This is a genomic window from Micromonospora sp. WMMA1949 (genome assembly GCF_027460145.1).
GTDB lineage: Bacteria > Actinomycetota > Actinomycetes > Mycobacteriales > Micromonosporaceae > Micromonospora.
In genome coordinates this window covers 58735-76075 of sequence record NZ_JAPZBG010000001.1, presented here as the reverse complement: position 1 = coordinate 76075, position 17341 = coordinate 58735, and the positions used below count along the sequence as shown (strand labels likewise).

The window sequence follows — 17341 nt, the reverse complement described above, 5'->3', positions numbered from 1 at the left end:
GCCGGAACGGATGACCGGGTCCCCGGCCACCAGTGTTTTACATAGGATCTTCGGACCGCGACTCGATGGGGGAGGAGACGGCCGTGGGCGATATCCGTTCTGAGTCGGCACTCGACGTGGCGCCCGGGTCGGTGGTGGTCATCCGCGACGAGGAGTGGCTGGTACAGACCGCGGAGGAAACCGCAGATGGACTCCTCGTGCACGTCCGCGGACTGGGAGAACTGGTTCGTGAGGTCACCGCCAGCTTCTATGCCACCCTCGACCGTGTCGCGCCGCTCGACCCGGCAGCCGCACGCGTCGTGGCGGACAACAGCCCCCGCTACCGCGACGCTCGGCTCTGGCTGGAGTCCACCTACCGCAAGACAGCGGTTCCGCTCGCCGACCGCTCACTCACGGTGTCCACCCAGGCTCTCGCCACCCCGTTGAGCTACCAGCAGACCGCCGTGCGCAAGGCGCTGGACCCGGGCAACCTGCGGCCCCGGATCCTTCTGGCCGACGCGGTGGGGCTCGGCAAGACCCTGGAAATCGGCATGATCCTGTCGGAGTTGGTGCGCCGCGGCCGGGGTGAGCGGATTCTCATCGTGACCCCACGCCACGTGCTCGAACAGATGCAGCAGGAGTTGTGGTCCCGGTTCGCACTACCGTTCGTCCGGCTCGACTCGGCCGGCATCCAACGGGTCCGCCAGAAGCTTCCGGCCAACCGCAACCCGTTCACGTACTTCCGGCGGGCGATTATCTCGATCGACACCCTGAAATCGGAGCGGTACGCGGCCAGCCTGAAGAAGCAACGCTGGGACGCGGTCGTCATCGACGAGTCGCACAACCTGGCCAACGCTGCCACGCAGAACAACAAACTGGCCCGGACGTTGTCCCGCAATGCCGAAACGCTGATCCTGGCGTCGGCGACCCCGCACAACGGCCGCAAGGAGTCCTTCGCCGAGTTGGTCCGGCTGCTCGATCCGTCCGCTGTCCCGCCGGGCGGCGAGCTGGTGGCCGCCGAGATCGAACGGTTGGTGATCCGCCGGCACCGGCACAGCGACGAGGTGGCCGGCGTCGTCGGTGCCGACTGGGCGGAGCGGGAGGAACCGGAGAACGTGTTGGTACCCGCGAGCCCGGCGGAGAACGCGGTCGCACGCGAACTGGAGGACGTGTGGCTGTGGCCGCTGGACCGGCGCACCCCCTACTCCGGGCAGAACGCGTCGCTGTTCCCGTGGACGCTGGCCAAGGCGTTCCTGTCGTCGCCGGCCGCGCTGGCGGAGACCGTCCGGCAGCGGCGGGCCCGGCTCGGGCACGACGCCGCCGCGAACGCTGAACGCGCGGCGCTGGATCGGCTGGCCGGCCTGACCGCAGTGGCGTTGGCGGAAGGCTCGGCCAAGTACGCCGAGCTGGTCTGCCGACTCCAGAGAATTGGCGTCGCCGCTGGTTCGCCGACCCGCGTGGTGGTCTTCGCCGAACGGGTGGCCACCCTCGCCTGGCTGCACGAGAAGCTGCCCGCCGATCTCGGCCTGCCCGCCGGAGCCGTCGCGGTCATGCACGGTGGCCTGCCAGACGACGAGCAGCAGCAGATCGTTGACGCCTTCAAGCAGGAGAACACGGCGGTGCGCGTGCTGGTCACCGGCGACGTCGCCTCCGAAGGGGTGAACCTGCACGCCCAATGCCACCATCTGATCCACTACGACATCCCGTGGAGCCTCATCCGGATCGAGCAACGCAACGGCCGCATCGACCGGTACGGCCAGCGACACTCACCTCGGATCGCGGCCCTGCTGCTGGATCCGGACAGCGACCGGTTCGCCGGCGACGTCCGCATCCTGGCGAGACTCGTCGACAAGGAGAACGAGGCGCACCGCGCGCTCGGCGACGTCGCCTCACTGATGGGCCGGTACGACGTCAAGGGCGAGGAGGACGCCATCCGGGCTGTCCTGGCCGGGCAGCGCGACCTGGACGACGTGGTACGGACGCCGGAGGAGGTGCTGGCCACCGACGACCTGTCAGCGATGTTCTTCGGCCTCGTCGACGAGGCCGACGAGTCGCCGCTGCCCGAGACGACCACGACAGCAGGTTCCGGGCTCTACCCCGACGAGGTCTCCTACCTCGAAGAGGCGCTGCATGCCGCCTTCGTCGACCCGACCGGGCTGCCGAGCAACAACGGGGTCGCCTGGCGGCGGAACACCGCCTTCGGCACGGCAGAGCTGATCCCGCCGCCCGACCTGGTGCAACGTCTCGACGTCCTCCCGCAGAGCTATCTTGCCGACCGGCGCGTCACCGACCGGCTCGTACTGGCCACCACAGTCGCCCGGGGCAAGGAACGGCTGGAGCAGGCGCTCCGCGACGACACCGGTTCCAGCTGGCCGGACGCGCACTACCTGGGCCCGCTGCACCCGGTGCTGGACTGGGCCTCGGACCGCGCGCTGGCCGGCCTGGGCCGCAACCAGGTGTTCGCGGTCCGCGGGGAGGTCGACGGCCCGACCGTGCTGTTGTTGGGCACGCTCACCAACCGGCGCGGGCAGGTCGTCTCGGCGGCCTGGCTGACCGTGGAGTTCCCGGCACCCGACGACCTGTCCTTCGCCCCGGTGACCCCGCATCCGTCGGCCGCCGCCGCGCTGGCCGCGCTGGGCTTCGACACCGTGCGGGCCAATCCGGGAGCGGTGCCCGACGCCGGAGCGCTCGACCGGTTCATCGCCCCGGCGGTCCAGCACGCCCGGGCGCAGATGCACGACCTGTTCGCGGCGGCCGAGAAGGACGTGGCGCACCGGGTGGAGCAGTGGTCGCACCGGTTGGCCCAATGGCAGGACGAGGCGGACGCGCTCATCCAGCGCCGCGACCTGAAGCAGCGCCGGGTGAGCATCGCACAGGAGCAGAGGCTGGTGGCCGAGATGAATCCGGACCGGCAACTGGTCCGTCCACTGCTGGTCGTCGTGTCGCAGAGCGGAGGCACCCGGTGAGCGTCTCGGATGCGATCCTGGTCGGCGAGGGCTGGATCTCGGAGCACTACTTCACCACCGACGCGACGAAGGAGTCGTTCCACGCCCGCGTGCTGGAGCGCCGCAAGGAGTGGGACGCGGAGGCCGACGCGCGCCGGCCCACTCCGCGCAGCCGGTTCATCGAGGCCCGGCAGGAGTTGGAAGCCGACCTCGCCAAGCTCACCGAACTGGCCGAGGTGGAGGCCGATCTCGGCGCCACCGATGCGCAGCCCACCGCTGTCGCTGTCGCGTCGATCCATGAGCGCGTCGTCGGCATCCTGGGGCTTCGCGGGCACGGCCTCGACGTCAGCGGGGACGGGCCGGTCCTGCGCGTCTCGGCGCCCGGCATCACCGAGGGGGCACCGCTTGCCGTCGTGCTCGCCCAGCCGGTCGCGACGGTCGAGGACGTTCTGGCCAAGGACGGCCGGACGCTGGCCGCGCCGGTGCGCCTGACCGACGACGGTGACGAGCTTCCCTCGGCCGCCCGCCTGGTCTCGGGCCTGTTCGGCGAGGACGACGCGCCCGACCTGGTGCTCATCCTGGCCGGGCGCTGGGCGGTGCTGGCGGAACGGGACCGCTGGGCCGAGGGCCGCTATCTCGCCGTCGACCTGCAACTGATCTGCGAGCGCAACGACACCAGACGCGGCGGTGAGATCGACCGCGCGCTGACCTGTCTGTCCGCCGCCTCGATCGCTCCGGACGCGGACGGCGGCCTGTGGTGGAGCGGTGTCCTCGACGAGTCGATCAAGCACACCGTCGGCGTCTCCAAGGACCTCCGCGAGGGCGTACGCCTCTCCATCGAGATCATTGCCAACGAGGTGGTGGCCCGCCGTCGCGCCCGGGGCCTCGAACCGCTGCCCGCGGCACAGGCACAGCCGCTGGCCAAACAGGCGTTGCGCTTCCTCTACCGCATCCTGTTCCTGCTCTATGCCGAGGCCTCGCCCGAACTGGGCGTGCTGCCGGTCGGCGCACCCGAGTACGACAGGGGTTACAGCCTGGACCGGCTACGGGAGCTGGTCCAGGTGCAACTGGCGACCCCGCGCGCCCGGACCGGCACCCACCTCTACGAGTCCCTCGGCGTGCTGTTCCGGCTGGTCGACAAGGGCCATCCCAGCCCCGAGCCGGACGACGACGAGGCGTTGTCCACACCCGGGCTCCCCTTCAACCCGTTGCGCGCCGACCTGTTCCGGCCCAGCGCAACCGCGCACATCGACGCGGTCGGCCTCGGCAACGCGGCACTTCAGGAGGTGCTGACCCACCTGCTGCTGAGCAAGGAGCGGCGGGGCCGGGACCGGGGCTTCATCTCGTACGCGGAACTTGGCATCAACCAGCTCGGCGCGGTCTACGAGGGGCTGATGTCGTACACCGGGTTCTTCGCCGAGACGGACCTGTACGAGGTCGCCAAGGGCGGCGACGCGGGCAAGGGCTCCTGGGTGGTGCCGGCGGACCGGGCGGGTGGCATCGCCGCCGCCGACTTCGTGAAGGCGGCCGACGCGGTGACCGGCGAGCTGCGGCCGGTGCTGCACAAACAGGGCTCATTCGTGTTCCGGCTGGCCGGCCGGGAACGCCAGCAGTCGGCCTCCTACTACACCCCCGAGGTGCTGACCAGGTTCACCGTCGGCCAGGCCCTGGAGGAGTTGCTCGACCAGAACGGCGAACGCACCCCGGCGGCCGACATTCTCGGCATGACGATCTGCGAACCGGCGCTCGGGTCGGGCGCGTTCGCCATCGAGGCGGTGCGGCAGCTCGCCGAGCAGTACCTCAAGCGCCGCAAGGAGGAACTGGCCGAAGAGGGCAGGACCATCGACCCGGACGACTACCCGCGACGCCTGCAGGAGGTGAAGGCGTACCTCGCCCTGCACAACGTCTACGGCGTCGACCTGAACGCCACAGCCGTCGAACTCGCCGAGATCACCCTGTGGCTGGACACGATGGTGCCGGGCCTGCCGGCACCGTGGTTCGGCCTGCACCTGAAGCGCGGCAACTCGCTGATCGGCGCCCGCCGGGCGGTCTACCGGCGCGGCCAGGTCGCCGACAAGTCCTGGCTGGGCGCCGTGCCCGAGGAGATGCCGCTGACCTCGCTCGTCGACGGCATGACCGCCGGCCGGGTCGCCGCCGACGGTATCCACCACTTCCTGCTGCCCGCCGACGGCTGGGGCTCGGCCGCCGACGCCAAGGAGGCCGCCGCACTGGCCCCCGCCGCCGCGAAGCGACTCAAGACCTGGCGAGGAAGCACCAAGACCAAACCCACAAAGCAAACCGTCGACGCGTACGCCGAACTGGCGCACCGGGTCGAGTCGCTGTGGCAGATCGCGTACCGTCGCCTGGACCTCGCCGAGCAGCAGATCCGCCGGCGCATCCCGGTGTGGGAGGCGGGCGAACTGCCCGCTGGTGGGGCGGTGCAACGCGAGGAGATCGAGAAGGCCCTCGCCGACGAGGACGGCGCCTACCGGCGGCTGCGCCGGGCGATGGACGCGTGGGCGGCGCTGTGGTTCTGGCCGCTCACCGACGAATCTGCAACCGTTGACGGGAAGGTGATCGCTCCACCGACGGTCGCGCAGTGGGTGGCCGGGTTGCAGGCGCTGCTGGGCCGCAATCCGGAACTCCGCAAGCGCAAGGATTCCGGACCGACCCTGACCGTCGGGATGAGCTGGAGCGAGCTCAACGAGGCCGAGCAGGTGGAGATCGGCTTCGCCAACGCGAGGCCGATCGAGACGGTGCGGCGGGAGCACCCGTGGCTGGTGGTGTGCGAGCGCATCGCCGAGCGGCAGGGCTTCTTCCATTGGCACCTGGACTTCGCCACGGTGTTCGCCCGGGGCGGCTTCGACCTCCAGGTCGGTAACCCACCCTGGGTGCGCCCGGACGTCGACGTGAATGCTCTACTCGCCGAGGGCGACCCGTGGTGGCAACTCGCGCTCAAGCCAACCCAGGCCGAGGTGGCCGCCAAGCGTGTCGACACCCTCGATCTGCCAGGTGTGCGGAACCTGGTCATCGACGGCACGGGGGAAACCGTCTGTGTGGGTTCATTTGTCAGCGCGACACCGCAGTATCCGCATCTCACCGGCCTACGTCCGGACCTGTACCGCTGCTTCATGGAGGTGATGTGGAGGCACGGTTCGGCTCGCGGCACCATCGGCATGATCCACTCGAATTCGCACTTCACCGACGAGAAGGCGGGCCTGCTCCGTTCGGAGCTGTACCTGAGACTCCGCCGCCACTGGCACTTCGTCAACGAACTCAGCCTTTTTGATATGGATCATTCCAACGTTTTCGGTATAACGATTCATGGCCCAGGATCGGTCTCGCCTCAATTCCTACAAGCGAGCTGGCTCTACCATCCCGACACTGCGGTGCGATCCCTGCTGCACGACGGGTCCGGGCCAGAGCCCGGACTGAAGGACGACGAGGGACGTTGGGACCTCCGCCCGCATGCCTCACGGATCACCACTGTCACCGACGAGACGCTGCGCGCCTGGCACGCCACCATGGAAAGCGACGACGTGCCCATCCGGGAGACCCGGATGGTGTACGCGGTGAACCGCGCGACGGCGGTCGTGCTCGAAAAGCTCTCCCGCGCCTCACGCATCGGAGAAATCGGACTACGTTTCTCGCAGGGGTGGAACGAAACAACGGATCGCCGCAGAGGGTACTTCGAATCGGAGTGGGGTGTGCCGGAGTCCTGGGACGATGTGATCCTCCAAGGGCCGCACCTGTTCGTGTCGACGCCGGTCTACAAGCAGCCGAACGAGTCGCTGCGCAACAACCAGGACTGGTCAGTGACGGACTTTGAGGCGTTGGCGGTCGACACGATCCCCGCTACCGCCTACCAACCCCGAGGTGACCGCTACGCCTACGACTGCGCCTACACCGACTGGGGCGACGAGGACCACCCCGACCCCGCCCGCGACCACTACCGCATCGCATGGCGGGCAATGGCCGCCAATCAGGGCGAACGCACCCTGATCCCCGCGATCATCCCGCCCGGTGCTGCCCATCTCTACACCCTCTATTCGCTGGCAGTGCCGCCCGAGGAGATCGTCCGGATTCCGATCGTCTGCGGATTCCTGTCCTCTCTCTTGTCTGACCTGCTCATTCGTTGCGCGCCGAAGTCAGCCATTTTATTCAGCACGATCGCTCGGATGCCACTCGTGCTGGACCACCCCCTGACGCCAGAGATCTCGCTGCGTGTCCTGAGGCTCAACTGCCTGACGGAGGCATATGCCGACCTATGGCGCTGGTGCGAACCGGGGGCAAACACCGATGACTGGGCGGGCGGGTTGGCCCACCAGAGACGCCGCCCCCTCGTTGACTTTGGTTTGGAGTGGACAGTGACGACGCCGCTGCGGATCGCCGCCGACAGGCGTCAGGCGCTCGTCGAGATCGACGCACTCGTCGCGCTGGCGCTCGGCCTGACCGCCGACGAGTTGTGCTCGATCTACCGGACCCAGTTCGCCGTGCTGCGCGGCTACGACCGCAACGTCTACCTCTATGACGCGAACGGCCGGTTGGTGCCCAACTCGGTGCTCACCGTCTGGCGCAGGAAGGGCGACCGGATCACCGCCGAGGAGCGCACCGCCACCAACCAGGCCGGTAACACCTACACCTACGAGCTGCCGTTCGTCACCCTGGACCGGGAGGCGGACATGCGCCAGGCGTACGCCGTTTTCGCGCAGCGCCTGCGGGAGCGTTCGTGACCGAGCTGCTGCCCACCGTCCAAGCGGCCAATGTCCGGGACAGTCTGGTCGACTACCTGACGACGACGTTCGCGCTCACCGACGCGGATGCCCGAGACGGCCTCGACACGTTCCTGTCCGACCCGGTGACCGGCATGTTCAAGGGGCCGTACGTGCGCCTGCGCCTGCCGTTCCGTCCGGCGGAGCAGGGCTGGCGGCAGCATCTCGACTGGTACGCGGGCCCCGACCCGTACGGGCATCAGGCCGCCGCGTTCGCGCGGCTGACCTCCCTGGGTGGGCGGCGTCCGCAGCCGACGCTCGTCACCACCGGCACCGGCTCGGGCAAGACCGAGGCGTTCCTGTATCCGATCCTCGACCACGTGCGCCGGGCCCGGCTGGAGGGCGTCAGCGGAATCAAGGCGCTGATCCTGTACCCGATGAACGCGCTCGCCAACGACCAGGCCGGGCGCCTCGCCGGGCTGCTGACCGGCCACCCGGAGCTGGCGTCTGTCACCGCCGCGCTCTACACCGGGGAGAAGGGCCGGCCGCGGACGATGGTCACCGCCGACGGGTTGATCACCGATCGGGGGATCATCCGGGACACCGCGCCCGACATCCTGCTCACCAACTACAAGATGCTCGACCAGTTGCTGCTGCGCCACGACGACCAGAGCCTGTGGCAGCAGTCCGCGACCAGCCTGCGCTACCTGGTGCTCGACGAGTTCCACACCTATGACGGCGCGCAGGGCACCGACGTCGCCATGCTGCTGCGTCGCCTCGGCCTGGCGCTGAAGAGTCACTGGCACGACGACGACCCGGCGGTCACCGAGACCGCCCGGTCCCGGCCGCTGGGGCTGATGACGCCGGTGGCCACGTCGGCGACCCTGGGCGACAAGGGAGATCCCGGCGCGATGCTCGGTTTCGCCGAGACGGTCTTCGGCGAGCCCTTCCCCGCCGACGCGGTGGTGACCGAGTCCCGGCAGGACCTCGCCGAATGGGTGGGGGACGCGGAAGTCGTCGTCGCCGCGGCCGGGTTCACCGTCGCTGACGCGTTCCGGCCCGACGAGGTACGCGCCGCCGTCGAGGCGGTCGGCGCCGACCCGGACGGCGCCGCTCTCACCCGCACCGTCCTGGGTCTGCTCTGGTCCGGTGACCCTGACCGGCTCGCGGCGGCCGGGCCGGACCTGCTGCTCGCGCTGGCGAAGGCGCACCCGCTGGTGCAGGAACTCACCTACGAGACAGCCGACGCCGTCAGTGTCGACGACCTGGTCCGCACGATCGCCGGCCAGGTCGGCCAGCGCACCTCACGCCTGGCGGCGGGCGGCTTCGACACCGACTGGTCGCAGGCGATATCGGCGGTGGTGGCGACCCTCGGGCACATCCGGGCGGTGGCCGGACGAGACGCGCTCGCCGTTGACGTGCACCTGTGGGTGCGCGAACTCACCCGGATCGACCGGGCCGCCGACACCACCGCCCGGTTCCGCTGGGGCGACGACGGGCCACCCGTGCCCGGTGGTGACACCGAGGACATCCGGCCGTCGTTCCCGGCCGTCTACTGCCGGTTCTGCGGCCGATCCGGCTGGGGTGTCGCGCTCGCTCCGGTCGGCACCGGTCTCGCCGCCGACGACGAGAGCATCCGGCGCGACCACGCCACCCGCGAAGGACGCTTCCGGGCCCTGCTGTACGCGCCGGCGGAAGCCAACGCGGCCTACGACGGGGCCGCGCACCCGGACGGACTGGCCTGGTTCTCGGTACGCGGCCGGGAACTGCTCGACGCCGCCCCGCCCGACGACGACTCCGACCTGCGCGACGGATGGATCCTGCCGGTGCTCACCACCGCCGGCCGGGACGCCGATGAGCACGCCCGCGACGACACCTGTCCCTCCTGCTCCCAGCCGGACGGCATCCGGTTCCTCGGCAGCGCAATCGCCACCCTGCTATCGGTGTCCCTGTCCACGTTGTTCGGGTCGGCGGCGCTCGACGTACAGGAGAAGAAGGCCCTGGTCTTCACCGACTCGGTGCAGGACGCCGCGCACCGGGCGGGCTTCGTGGAGGCCCGCTCGCACACCCTGACACTGCGGGCGGCGCTCAACGCCGCGATCGCCCCCGGCACCCTGACCCTGGACGCGCTGGTCGAGGACGCGATCCGCCGCACCGGCGAGGACAGCTTCCAGCGTTACCGCCTGCTCGGCCCCGACTGCGTCGACCGGGAGTCGTTCGCCCCGTTCTGGACGTCGAAGACGCTGCGGGGGGTGCCCGCCCGGGTGATGTCCCGGGTGCGCAAGCGGCTCGCCCTCGACGTGGCCTTGGAGTTCGGGCTCAACTCGCGTACCGGCCGGACCCTCGAACTGACCGGCGCCGTGACCGTCGAGGTGGACGCCGGCCCGCCGGCCCGGATGGCCGCCGCCGCCCGGACCGTCTTGACCGGCTTCGCCGTTCAGAACCCGCTCGACGGGGACGGCGCCGAACCGTCCGACGAGACGCTCGTCCGGTGGGCGCGCGGCGTGCTGGACCGGATGCGGGTGCAGGGCGCCATCGACCATCCCTGGTTCGCCACCTTCCGGCAGGAGGACGGGAACCGCTGGTCCATCTGGGGTGGGCGGCCCCGCGACGAGGGCATGCCGGCCTTTCCCAAAACCCGCCCGGCACCGAGCTACCCGCGCGTCGGGGGTTCCGCCAACCCCGTCCGTGACAGTGACCTGGACGCCGTCACGGCGGCCCAGTCCTGGTACGCGCGCTGGACGTCGCGGGCGCTGTCGGTCAGCCCCGCCGACGGAGGGCGGCTCGTCCGCCTGCTGCTCGACCGGCTCGCCCGTGACGGCGTGCTCACCACCGTCACCAGTCAGAGCGGTGCCACCGTCTACGCGATCCCACCGTCCGGCGTGGCGGTGGGACCGGCCCGCCTCGACGATCTCACCGCCGGGCGTCACCTCCTGGCCTGCGACACCTGCCGGGCGCTGGTGCCGGGCAGCCGCACCACGATCGACCAGCTCGATGGGGCGCCCTGCATGTTGGTGCGCTGCCACGGCCGGCTGACCCGGGAGGCGCTGGCCGACAACTTCTACCGCCGGCTGTACAGCTCGCCGGACATGCGCCGCATCGTCGCCCGCGAGCACACCAGTCTGCTGGACGACGCCACCCGGCTGGGCTACGAGGAGGGCTTCAAGAGGTCCGCGTCCGAAGCGAATGCGCCGAACGTGCTGGTCGCCACGCCGACGCTGGAGATGGGCATCGACATCGGTGACCTGTCGGCGGTCCTGCTGTCGTCGCTGCCCCGCACGGTGGCGTCCTACCTGCAGCGGGTCGGGCGGGCCGGACGCATCACCGGCAACGCCCTGAACCTGGCCTACCTGACCGGGCGGGGCGAGCAGCTACCCAAGCTCGGCGACCCGCTGTCGGTCATCAACGGCGAGGTGCGTCCACCCGCCACCTACCTGAGCGCCGAGGAGATCCTGCGTCGGCAGTTCACCGCCTGCCTCGTCGACGGTATGGCCCGCGACGGGCGCCACACCCACCCGAGCAACGCCCAGCAGGCCATCGGCTCCAGCGAGCCGGGGTCGTTCCTCGGCGAGGTCATCGCCGCAGCGGAGACGGGTGGGGCCGACGCGGTACGCCGGTTCACCGAGACGATCGGAGCACTGCCGCAGTCCACCGTCGACGGGCTCGTCGACTGGGTCAGCCCGGTGGCCGGCGCCGGAACCAGCCTGTTCGCCGGGCACGTGCACGCGGCCAGCCGACGCTGGCAGCAGACCGTCGAAACCCTCCGGCAGCGCCAGATCCAGATCAACAAGGTGTTGCCGGAACTGGAGGCCAAGGCCGCCTCCCCGGCCGTCACCGACGACGACAAACGCGCCCTGCGCTCGGCCCGAACCACCCGCAAACTGATCAGTGGGCAGCTCGGTCACCTGCGCGGCGAATACTGGATCAGCGTGCTGGAGGAACACGGCCTTCTGCCCAACTACACGTTGCTCGACGACACGGTCACGCTCGCGGTCGGGATCAGCTGGACCAACCCCGACTCCGGCGAGTTCGAAAGCGACAGCGCCCAGTTCCAGCGTGCCTCCGCGCAGGCCATCCGCGAGTTCGCGCCGGGCGCGACCTTCTACGCCCGAGGCTGGGAGATCTCCGTCGACGCGATCGACCTGGGCATCGACGGCGAATCCATCCGCCCCTGGGCGTTCTGCCCGGCCTGCGGATACGCCGCCGACATCGCCGCCACCGGGCAGGAACAGCCGATCGCGAGGTGCCCGCGGTGCGGCAGCACCGGCATCGCCGACACCGGCCAGCATCTCCAGGTGGTGGAACTGGCCCACGTCTCCGCCGAGGTGCGCCGCGACGAGGTGAAGATCTCCGACCGGCGCGACCAACGCGACCGCCTCCCGTTCCAGCTCATCACGGCCGCCGACATCGACCCGGCGGGCGTGGCGGCGAAGTGGTTCGCCGAGAACACCGGGCTGGGCTGTACCTACCTGCGCACCATGGACCTGCGGTGGCTGAACGTCGGCGTCCCGGGGCACGGCATGTCGCGAATCATCTCGGCCGACGAACGCAACGGAGCGCTGTTCCGGGTGTGCAGCGGGTGCGGCAAGCTCGACACGGACTCCGGTCGTAATCGCCCGCACGAACACCGCGCCTGGTGCCCGTACCGGAGGTCGGCCAGGGAGAACACCGTCGCCGTCGCCCTCTCCCGCACCCTGCGTACCCAGGGGCTGCTGCTGCGCCTGCCGTACGCGGTCACCCTCGGCGACGACTTCGCCGTGCCCAGCCTGGCTGCGGCGTTGCTGCTCGGGCTGCGTGAGCAAATCGGCGGGCACCCGGACCATCTGCGGGTCGAGCACGTCGTCGACCCGACGCTCAGCGACGGCACCGACAACCACGACGCGCTGCTGTTGCACGACGTGGTGCCCGGTGGCACCGGATACCTGGCCGACCTGGCCGACCCCGGACAGCTGCGCGACCTGCTGGCGCGGGCCTGGCGGCGGGTGCGCGAGTGCGAATGCAGGCACGAGGAACGACTCGCCTGCCATCGTTGTCTGCTGCCGTTCACCCCGCCCGCCGCGCTGCGCCGCACATCCCGTGCCGCCGCCGAGCGACACCTCGCCCACCTGCTCGGCCTGCCCGAGGACGCCGACACCGCCGACGGCCCGCCGTGGACGCTGGTGCAGACCCCGCCGCAGGACAGCCCCGAATCGCACCTGGAACAACGCTTCCGCAAGTTGCTCGTGCAGCGGTTGAAGGCGATCGGAGCCGCCATCACCGAAGTGCCCAAACCCTGGGGCAACGCACTGCGCTTCACTCTGCCCGGTGACCACCGGCAATGGACCCTCACCCCGCAGGTGAACGTCGAGAACTCCCGCCCCGACTTCCTCCTGGAATCCAACGACACCTCCGTACCGGCGGTGGCCGTCTTCACCGACGGCCGGGCCTTCCACGCCGTCGCGTCCCGCAACCGGCTCGCCGAGGACGCCGAGAAACGCCAGATCTTGCGCGACACCGGGCGCGTGGTCCTGGCCGTCACCGCAGCCGACCTCGCCGCCGCCGAGCAGGACACCAGCGCCGCTCCGGCGTGGTTCGCCGAGGCGACTGTGGCCCGACTGATCAAACAAGCCCCGTTCCAGGCCGCACCGAGCGCGTACGAAGGGCTGCGCTCCGGCCCGGTCTCCTGGGTGCTGGCGTGGGTGTCGGCGCCCAAGCCGACGGACCTGGGGATCGTCGCGAGGGCCGTGCCGATGTTCCTCGTCGACAGCCGGTCGCGCCGCACCTGCGCCGAAGGGATCGGCCTCGCCACGATCGGGCGGGCCGTGCTGCTCGGCGAGGAGCTGCCACCGGGCGGGCGGACCGTCCTGGTGCGGCAGTTCGGCGCGCTGGCCGTCGTCATCGAGCCGGCGCGCTCGGCGGTGCACGCCGCGCTCGTGCTCGACGACCGGGAGCAAGCACTCGACGCCGACCACGCAGACGCCTGGCGGTTGTGGCTGCAACTGTCCAACGCGATGTCCCTGCGTGACTGGCCCACCGTCATCACGACCACCAGCCGTGCGGGCGTCGCCACCGCCTCGACCACCACATCTGAGCCGACCGGCTCGGACGGCCTACCGGATGGCGTGGACGACAGCTGGGTGTCGGCGTACGAGTCGGCCGCGCCGGGCGCCGAACGCGACCTGATCCGGCTGCTCGCCACCCGCGGCGGCCTCGACGCCCCGCTGATCGGCGTGGAAGGCCCGCAGGGCATCCCGATGGACATCTGCTGGCCGCACCGGCACGTCGCAGTGGACCTCTACGACATGCCCGACGAGGACCGCGCGGACCTCAGCTTTGCCGGCTGGCACGTCGTGCAGCCGGACCCGGACGCCATCGTCGCGGCACTGACCGGTGCCACCGAACAGGGGGAGCGCTGATGCCGACAATCATCATGACCAAGTGGCCCGTCAAGATCGATGGCTCGGTCAAAGCCAAGGCGATGACGTTCCTGCAGAAGCTCTCCGCCGATGACACCACCGCCGGCCTGCACGTCGAACCGATCGCGGGAGCGGCCGACCCCCGCGTCCGTACCGGCCGTGTCGACCAGTTCTGGCGGGCCGTGATGTTCCGGCTCGACGGCGCGGGGGAGTGCCACTACGTCATCCACGGTGTCTGGCCCCACGACGACGCCATCGCCGTCGCGTCCCGGGTCCGTCTCAAGGTCAACCCGATCAACGGCCTGCCCCAGATCGAGGAGGCCGGACCCGTCGCACCGCCGCACGGCAGCGGCTCTGCCGTGTCCCGTCCGGAGCACCCCCGCACGGAACCGGAGGAGCCGCTGCTGGTCCGGCTCGGGCGCAGCCGCAGCGAACTCGTCGACCGGCTCGGCGTGCCCTCCGACATCGCCGACCAGGCATTGGCCGCGCCGGACGAGGATGCCGTCCTGGAGCTGGCACAACGCCACGAAGGCTGGCTGGGGCTGCTCCTGGTGGACCTCGCCACCCAGGACTCCATCGACGCCATCGCCGAGCGGCTGCACCTCGAAGCGCCCGATCAGACCGGTGACGACGACGCCGACCTGCTTCGGTCGCTCCAGCAACCGGCCGCTCAGGCCCAGTTCGCCTTCATCGACGGCCAGGAGGAACTCCGCCGGGTCATCGAGAACGGTGACTTCGGTTCGTGGCGGGTCTTCCTGCACCCCGAGCAGCGCCACTACGCGGTGCGCCGCTACCGAGGGCCTTTCCGACTCTCCGGCGGTGCCGGCACCGGAAAGACTGTCGTCCTCCTGCATCGCGCCCGCGCGCTGGCCCGGGAGCGGCCCGAAGCGCGGATCGTGCTGACGACCTTCACCACGAACCTGGCAGACGCGCTCCGCGACGGGCTCGGGCTACTCGACCCGACAGTGCCGCAGGCGCCGGCACTCGACGTACCCGGCGTCCACGTCACCGGCGTCGACGCACTTGCCGCCACCGTCATCCGGTCCGCCGGCGGCGGCATCGCCGACGCCGTCCACGCCGTCCTGGGCGAGGCCCGATCGACGCCGACCGGCCGTACGCCGACCGGTCGCTGGCGGGAGGTCATCGAAGCGTCGGCGACCTCGCTGCCGCCGGAGATCGTCAACGAGACGTTCCTCAGCAACGAATACGCGCTCATCGTCCTGCCCAACAAGGTCAAGAACGAGCACGAGTACCGCCGGGTACGCCGGCCCGGTCGTGGTGTGGCCCTCGACCGGGCCAAGCGGGACAGCGTCTGGGCGCTGATCGCCGCCTACCGGGCGCAGTGCCGCATCGACGGCACACTCGACTTCGCCGAGGCTGCCGCCGTCGCCGCCGCTCACCTGACGACCAGCGGTGGCCAAGCCGACCACGTGCTCGTTGACGAAGGCCAGGACCTGTCGCCGACGCACTGGCAGATGCTGCGCGCTCTGGTCGCCGAGGGCGAAGACGACCTGTTCATCGCGGAGGACTCCCACCAGCGCATCTACGGCAGCCGAACCGTCCTGGGCCGCTACGGCATCAAGATCGTCGGGCGATCGCAGCGGCTCAGCCTTAACTACCGCACTACGGCGCAGAACCTGCGCTACGCGATGACTGTGCTCGACGGCGGTCACTACGTCGACCTCGAAGAACATGCGGAGATCACCGGCTATCGGTCGGCACGATCAGGCCCGGTGCCAGCGGTGGAGACGCTGGACTCGCTCGCCTCGGAGCTGGACAGGATCGCCGACCGCATCCGCTCCTGGCGCGACGCCGGGGCCACACCCGAGACGATCGCCGTGCTCGTGCACGACAAGTTTCAGCGGGAACGGGTCGTCAATGCGCTCAACGAGCGCGGCGTGCCCGCACGAGCGGTCGACCGCGACCGCCCGGGGGAGGGCCGAGTGTTGGTCATGACCATGCACCGGGCAAAGGGCATGGAGTTCGCCAAGGTCATACTCGCCGACGTCGGGTTTCAGTCGGTCGCCGAGAGGACCAGACTCAACGAGCTTGATCCCATCGAGCGGCACGACGTTGAGCTGCGGGCCCGGTCATTGGTGTACGTAGCTGCAACCCGTGCTCGCGACGAGCTGTTGGTGATCCAACGTCGATAGCTCTGCTCTGGCCATGATCGGTACACACCTTCTGTAGACACATAATTGTCATTACGTCTACGGTGCTCACCGGACGATGGGCCCGACCAGTGCCCGCTGCGCTCTGGCAAACGACACCGCGATGTTGTAGATCTGGGCGTTCCCGGTCACGCCGCGATCCTAAGGCGTGTTTCATAAGCCGGTCAGAGCCACTCGGTGATGATGGTGATGGTCAGGACGGCTTGGAAGCGGACTGCGAGCTTTTCGTAGCGGGTGGCGACGCCGCGGTGGCGTTTGAGTCGGTTGATGCCGTTCTCGACGGCGTGGCGTAGCCGGTAGAGGTCCTTGTCGAAGGTGGGTGGGCGTCCGCCCTTGGAGCCTTTGGCTTTGCGGTGGGCGTCCTGGTCGCTCTTGCTGGGGATGCAGGCCTTGATTCCGCGTGAGCGCAGGTATCGGCGGTTGCCGCGGCTGGTGTAGGCCTTGTCGGCCAGGACCAGGTCGGGGCAGGTGCGGGGCCGGCCGACGCCGAGGCGGGTCACGCGGATGCGGCGCAGGACCGGAATGAACTGCGGGCTGTCCCCGCGATGCCCGGCGGTGACGATCAAGGACAAGACTTTCTGGCCCTGCTCACAGGCCAGATGTGTCTTGGTCGTCAGCCCTCCACGGGAGCGGCCCAGCCCGTGGTCGGCCGGCTCATCATGAACCCCACCGGGTGGTTCCTTCTGCAGATGGCCGTCGGTGCGCGCACCTGCGGCGTGCTGGTGAGCGCGACTGGTCATCGAGTCCACGCTGACCGTCCAGCCGATCCGCCCCCGGGCGTCACCCTGGGCCTGCAACGCTGACAAGATCCGTTCCCAGGTTCCATCGCGCTGCCAACGACGGAACAGTCCGTAGATCGTCGGCCAGGGCGCGTACTCCGCCGGCACGTCGCGCCACGGTGCACCGATCCGAATCCGCCACCGAATCCCGTCGATGAGCTGCCGTTTCTCCCACTTCGGCGGCCGGCCGGTAGACGACGCAGCAGGCAGCAACGGGGCCAGGACAGCCCACTGCGCGTCAGTCAGGTCATGCCGCCTCGTCACCGCTAAGGTGGCCACGAGGTCTCCGGTGCATGGTGCTTCTTGGTCGTTGTACCAAGTACCGGAGACCTCTTCAGTTATCGATCACCGCCACGCCGT

At 70.0% G+C, this 17341-nt stretch carries 5 protein-coding genes; 4 read left to right on the top strand and 1 reads right to left on the bottom strand.

Annotation, left to right across the window (positions count from 1 at the left end):
* Nucleotides 1-83: 83 nt before the first annotated feature.
* The 4 genes from O7607_RS00245 to O7607_RS00230 are packed head-to-tail and all read left to right on the top strand — an operon-like array spanning nucleotide 84 to nucleotide 16184.
* Nucleotides 84-2945: a helicase-related protein gene (locus O7607_RS00245; protein WP_269700188.1), complete on the top strand. Its 2862-nt coding sequence runs from the start codon at nucleotides 84-86 to the stop codon at nucleotides 2943-2945.
* Nucleotides 2942-7657 carry an Eco57I restriction-modification methylase domain-containing protein gene (locus O7607_RS00240; protein WP_269706857.1) on the top strand — a complete coding sequence of 1572 codons (4716 nt, stop codon included), beginning with the start codon at nucleotides 2942-2944 and terminating at the stop codon, nucleotides 7655-7657. Before O7607_RS00245 ends, O7607_RS00240 begins: the two co-directional genes overlap by 4 nt.
* Nucleotides 7654-14031, top strand: a complete 6378-nt coding sequence (locus O7607_RS00235; protein WP_269700187.1) for a DEAD/DEAH box helicase — start codon at nucleotides 7654-7656, stop codon at nucleotides 14029-14031. Before O7607_RS00240 ends, O7607_RS00235 begins: the two co-directional genes overlap by 4 nt.
* The gene (locus tag O7607_RS00230) at nucleotides 14031-16184 is read left to right on the top strand and encodes a UvrD-helicase domain-containing protein (RefSeq protein ID WP_269700186.1); all 2154 of its coding nucleotides are present in this window, start codon (nucleotides 14031-14033) and stop codon (nucleotides 16182-16184) included. The genes O7607_RS00235 and O7607_RS00230 overlap by 1 nt, the downstream gene beginning before the upstream one ends.
* A 182-nt stretch (nucleotides 16185-16366) precedes the next feature.
* Here the strand turns inward: O7607_RS00230 and O7607_RS00225 are convergent, their stop codons facing one another.
* The gene (locus O7607_RS00225; RefSeq protein ID WP_442929509.1) at nucleotides 16367-17245 is read right to left on the bottom strand and encodes an IS5 family transposase; all 879 of its coding nucleotides are present in this window, start codon (nucleotides 17243-17245) and stop codon (nucleotides 16367-16369) included.
* Between the last annotated feature and the right edge of the window lie 96 nt (nucleotides 17246-17341).

Bases quoted from the DNA above. Each gene is read 5' to 3' on its own strand.
- O7607_RS00230 (WP_269700186.1), top strand. From the start codon at position 14,031: ATGCCGACAATCATCATGACCAAGTGGCCCGTCAAGATCGATGGCTCG.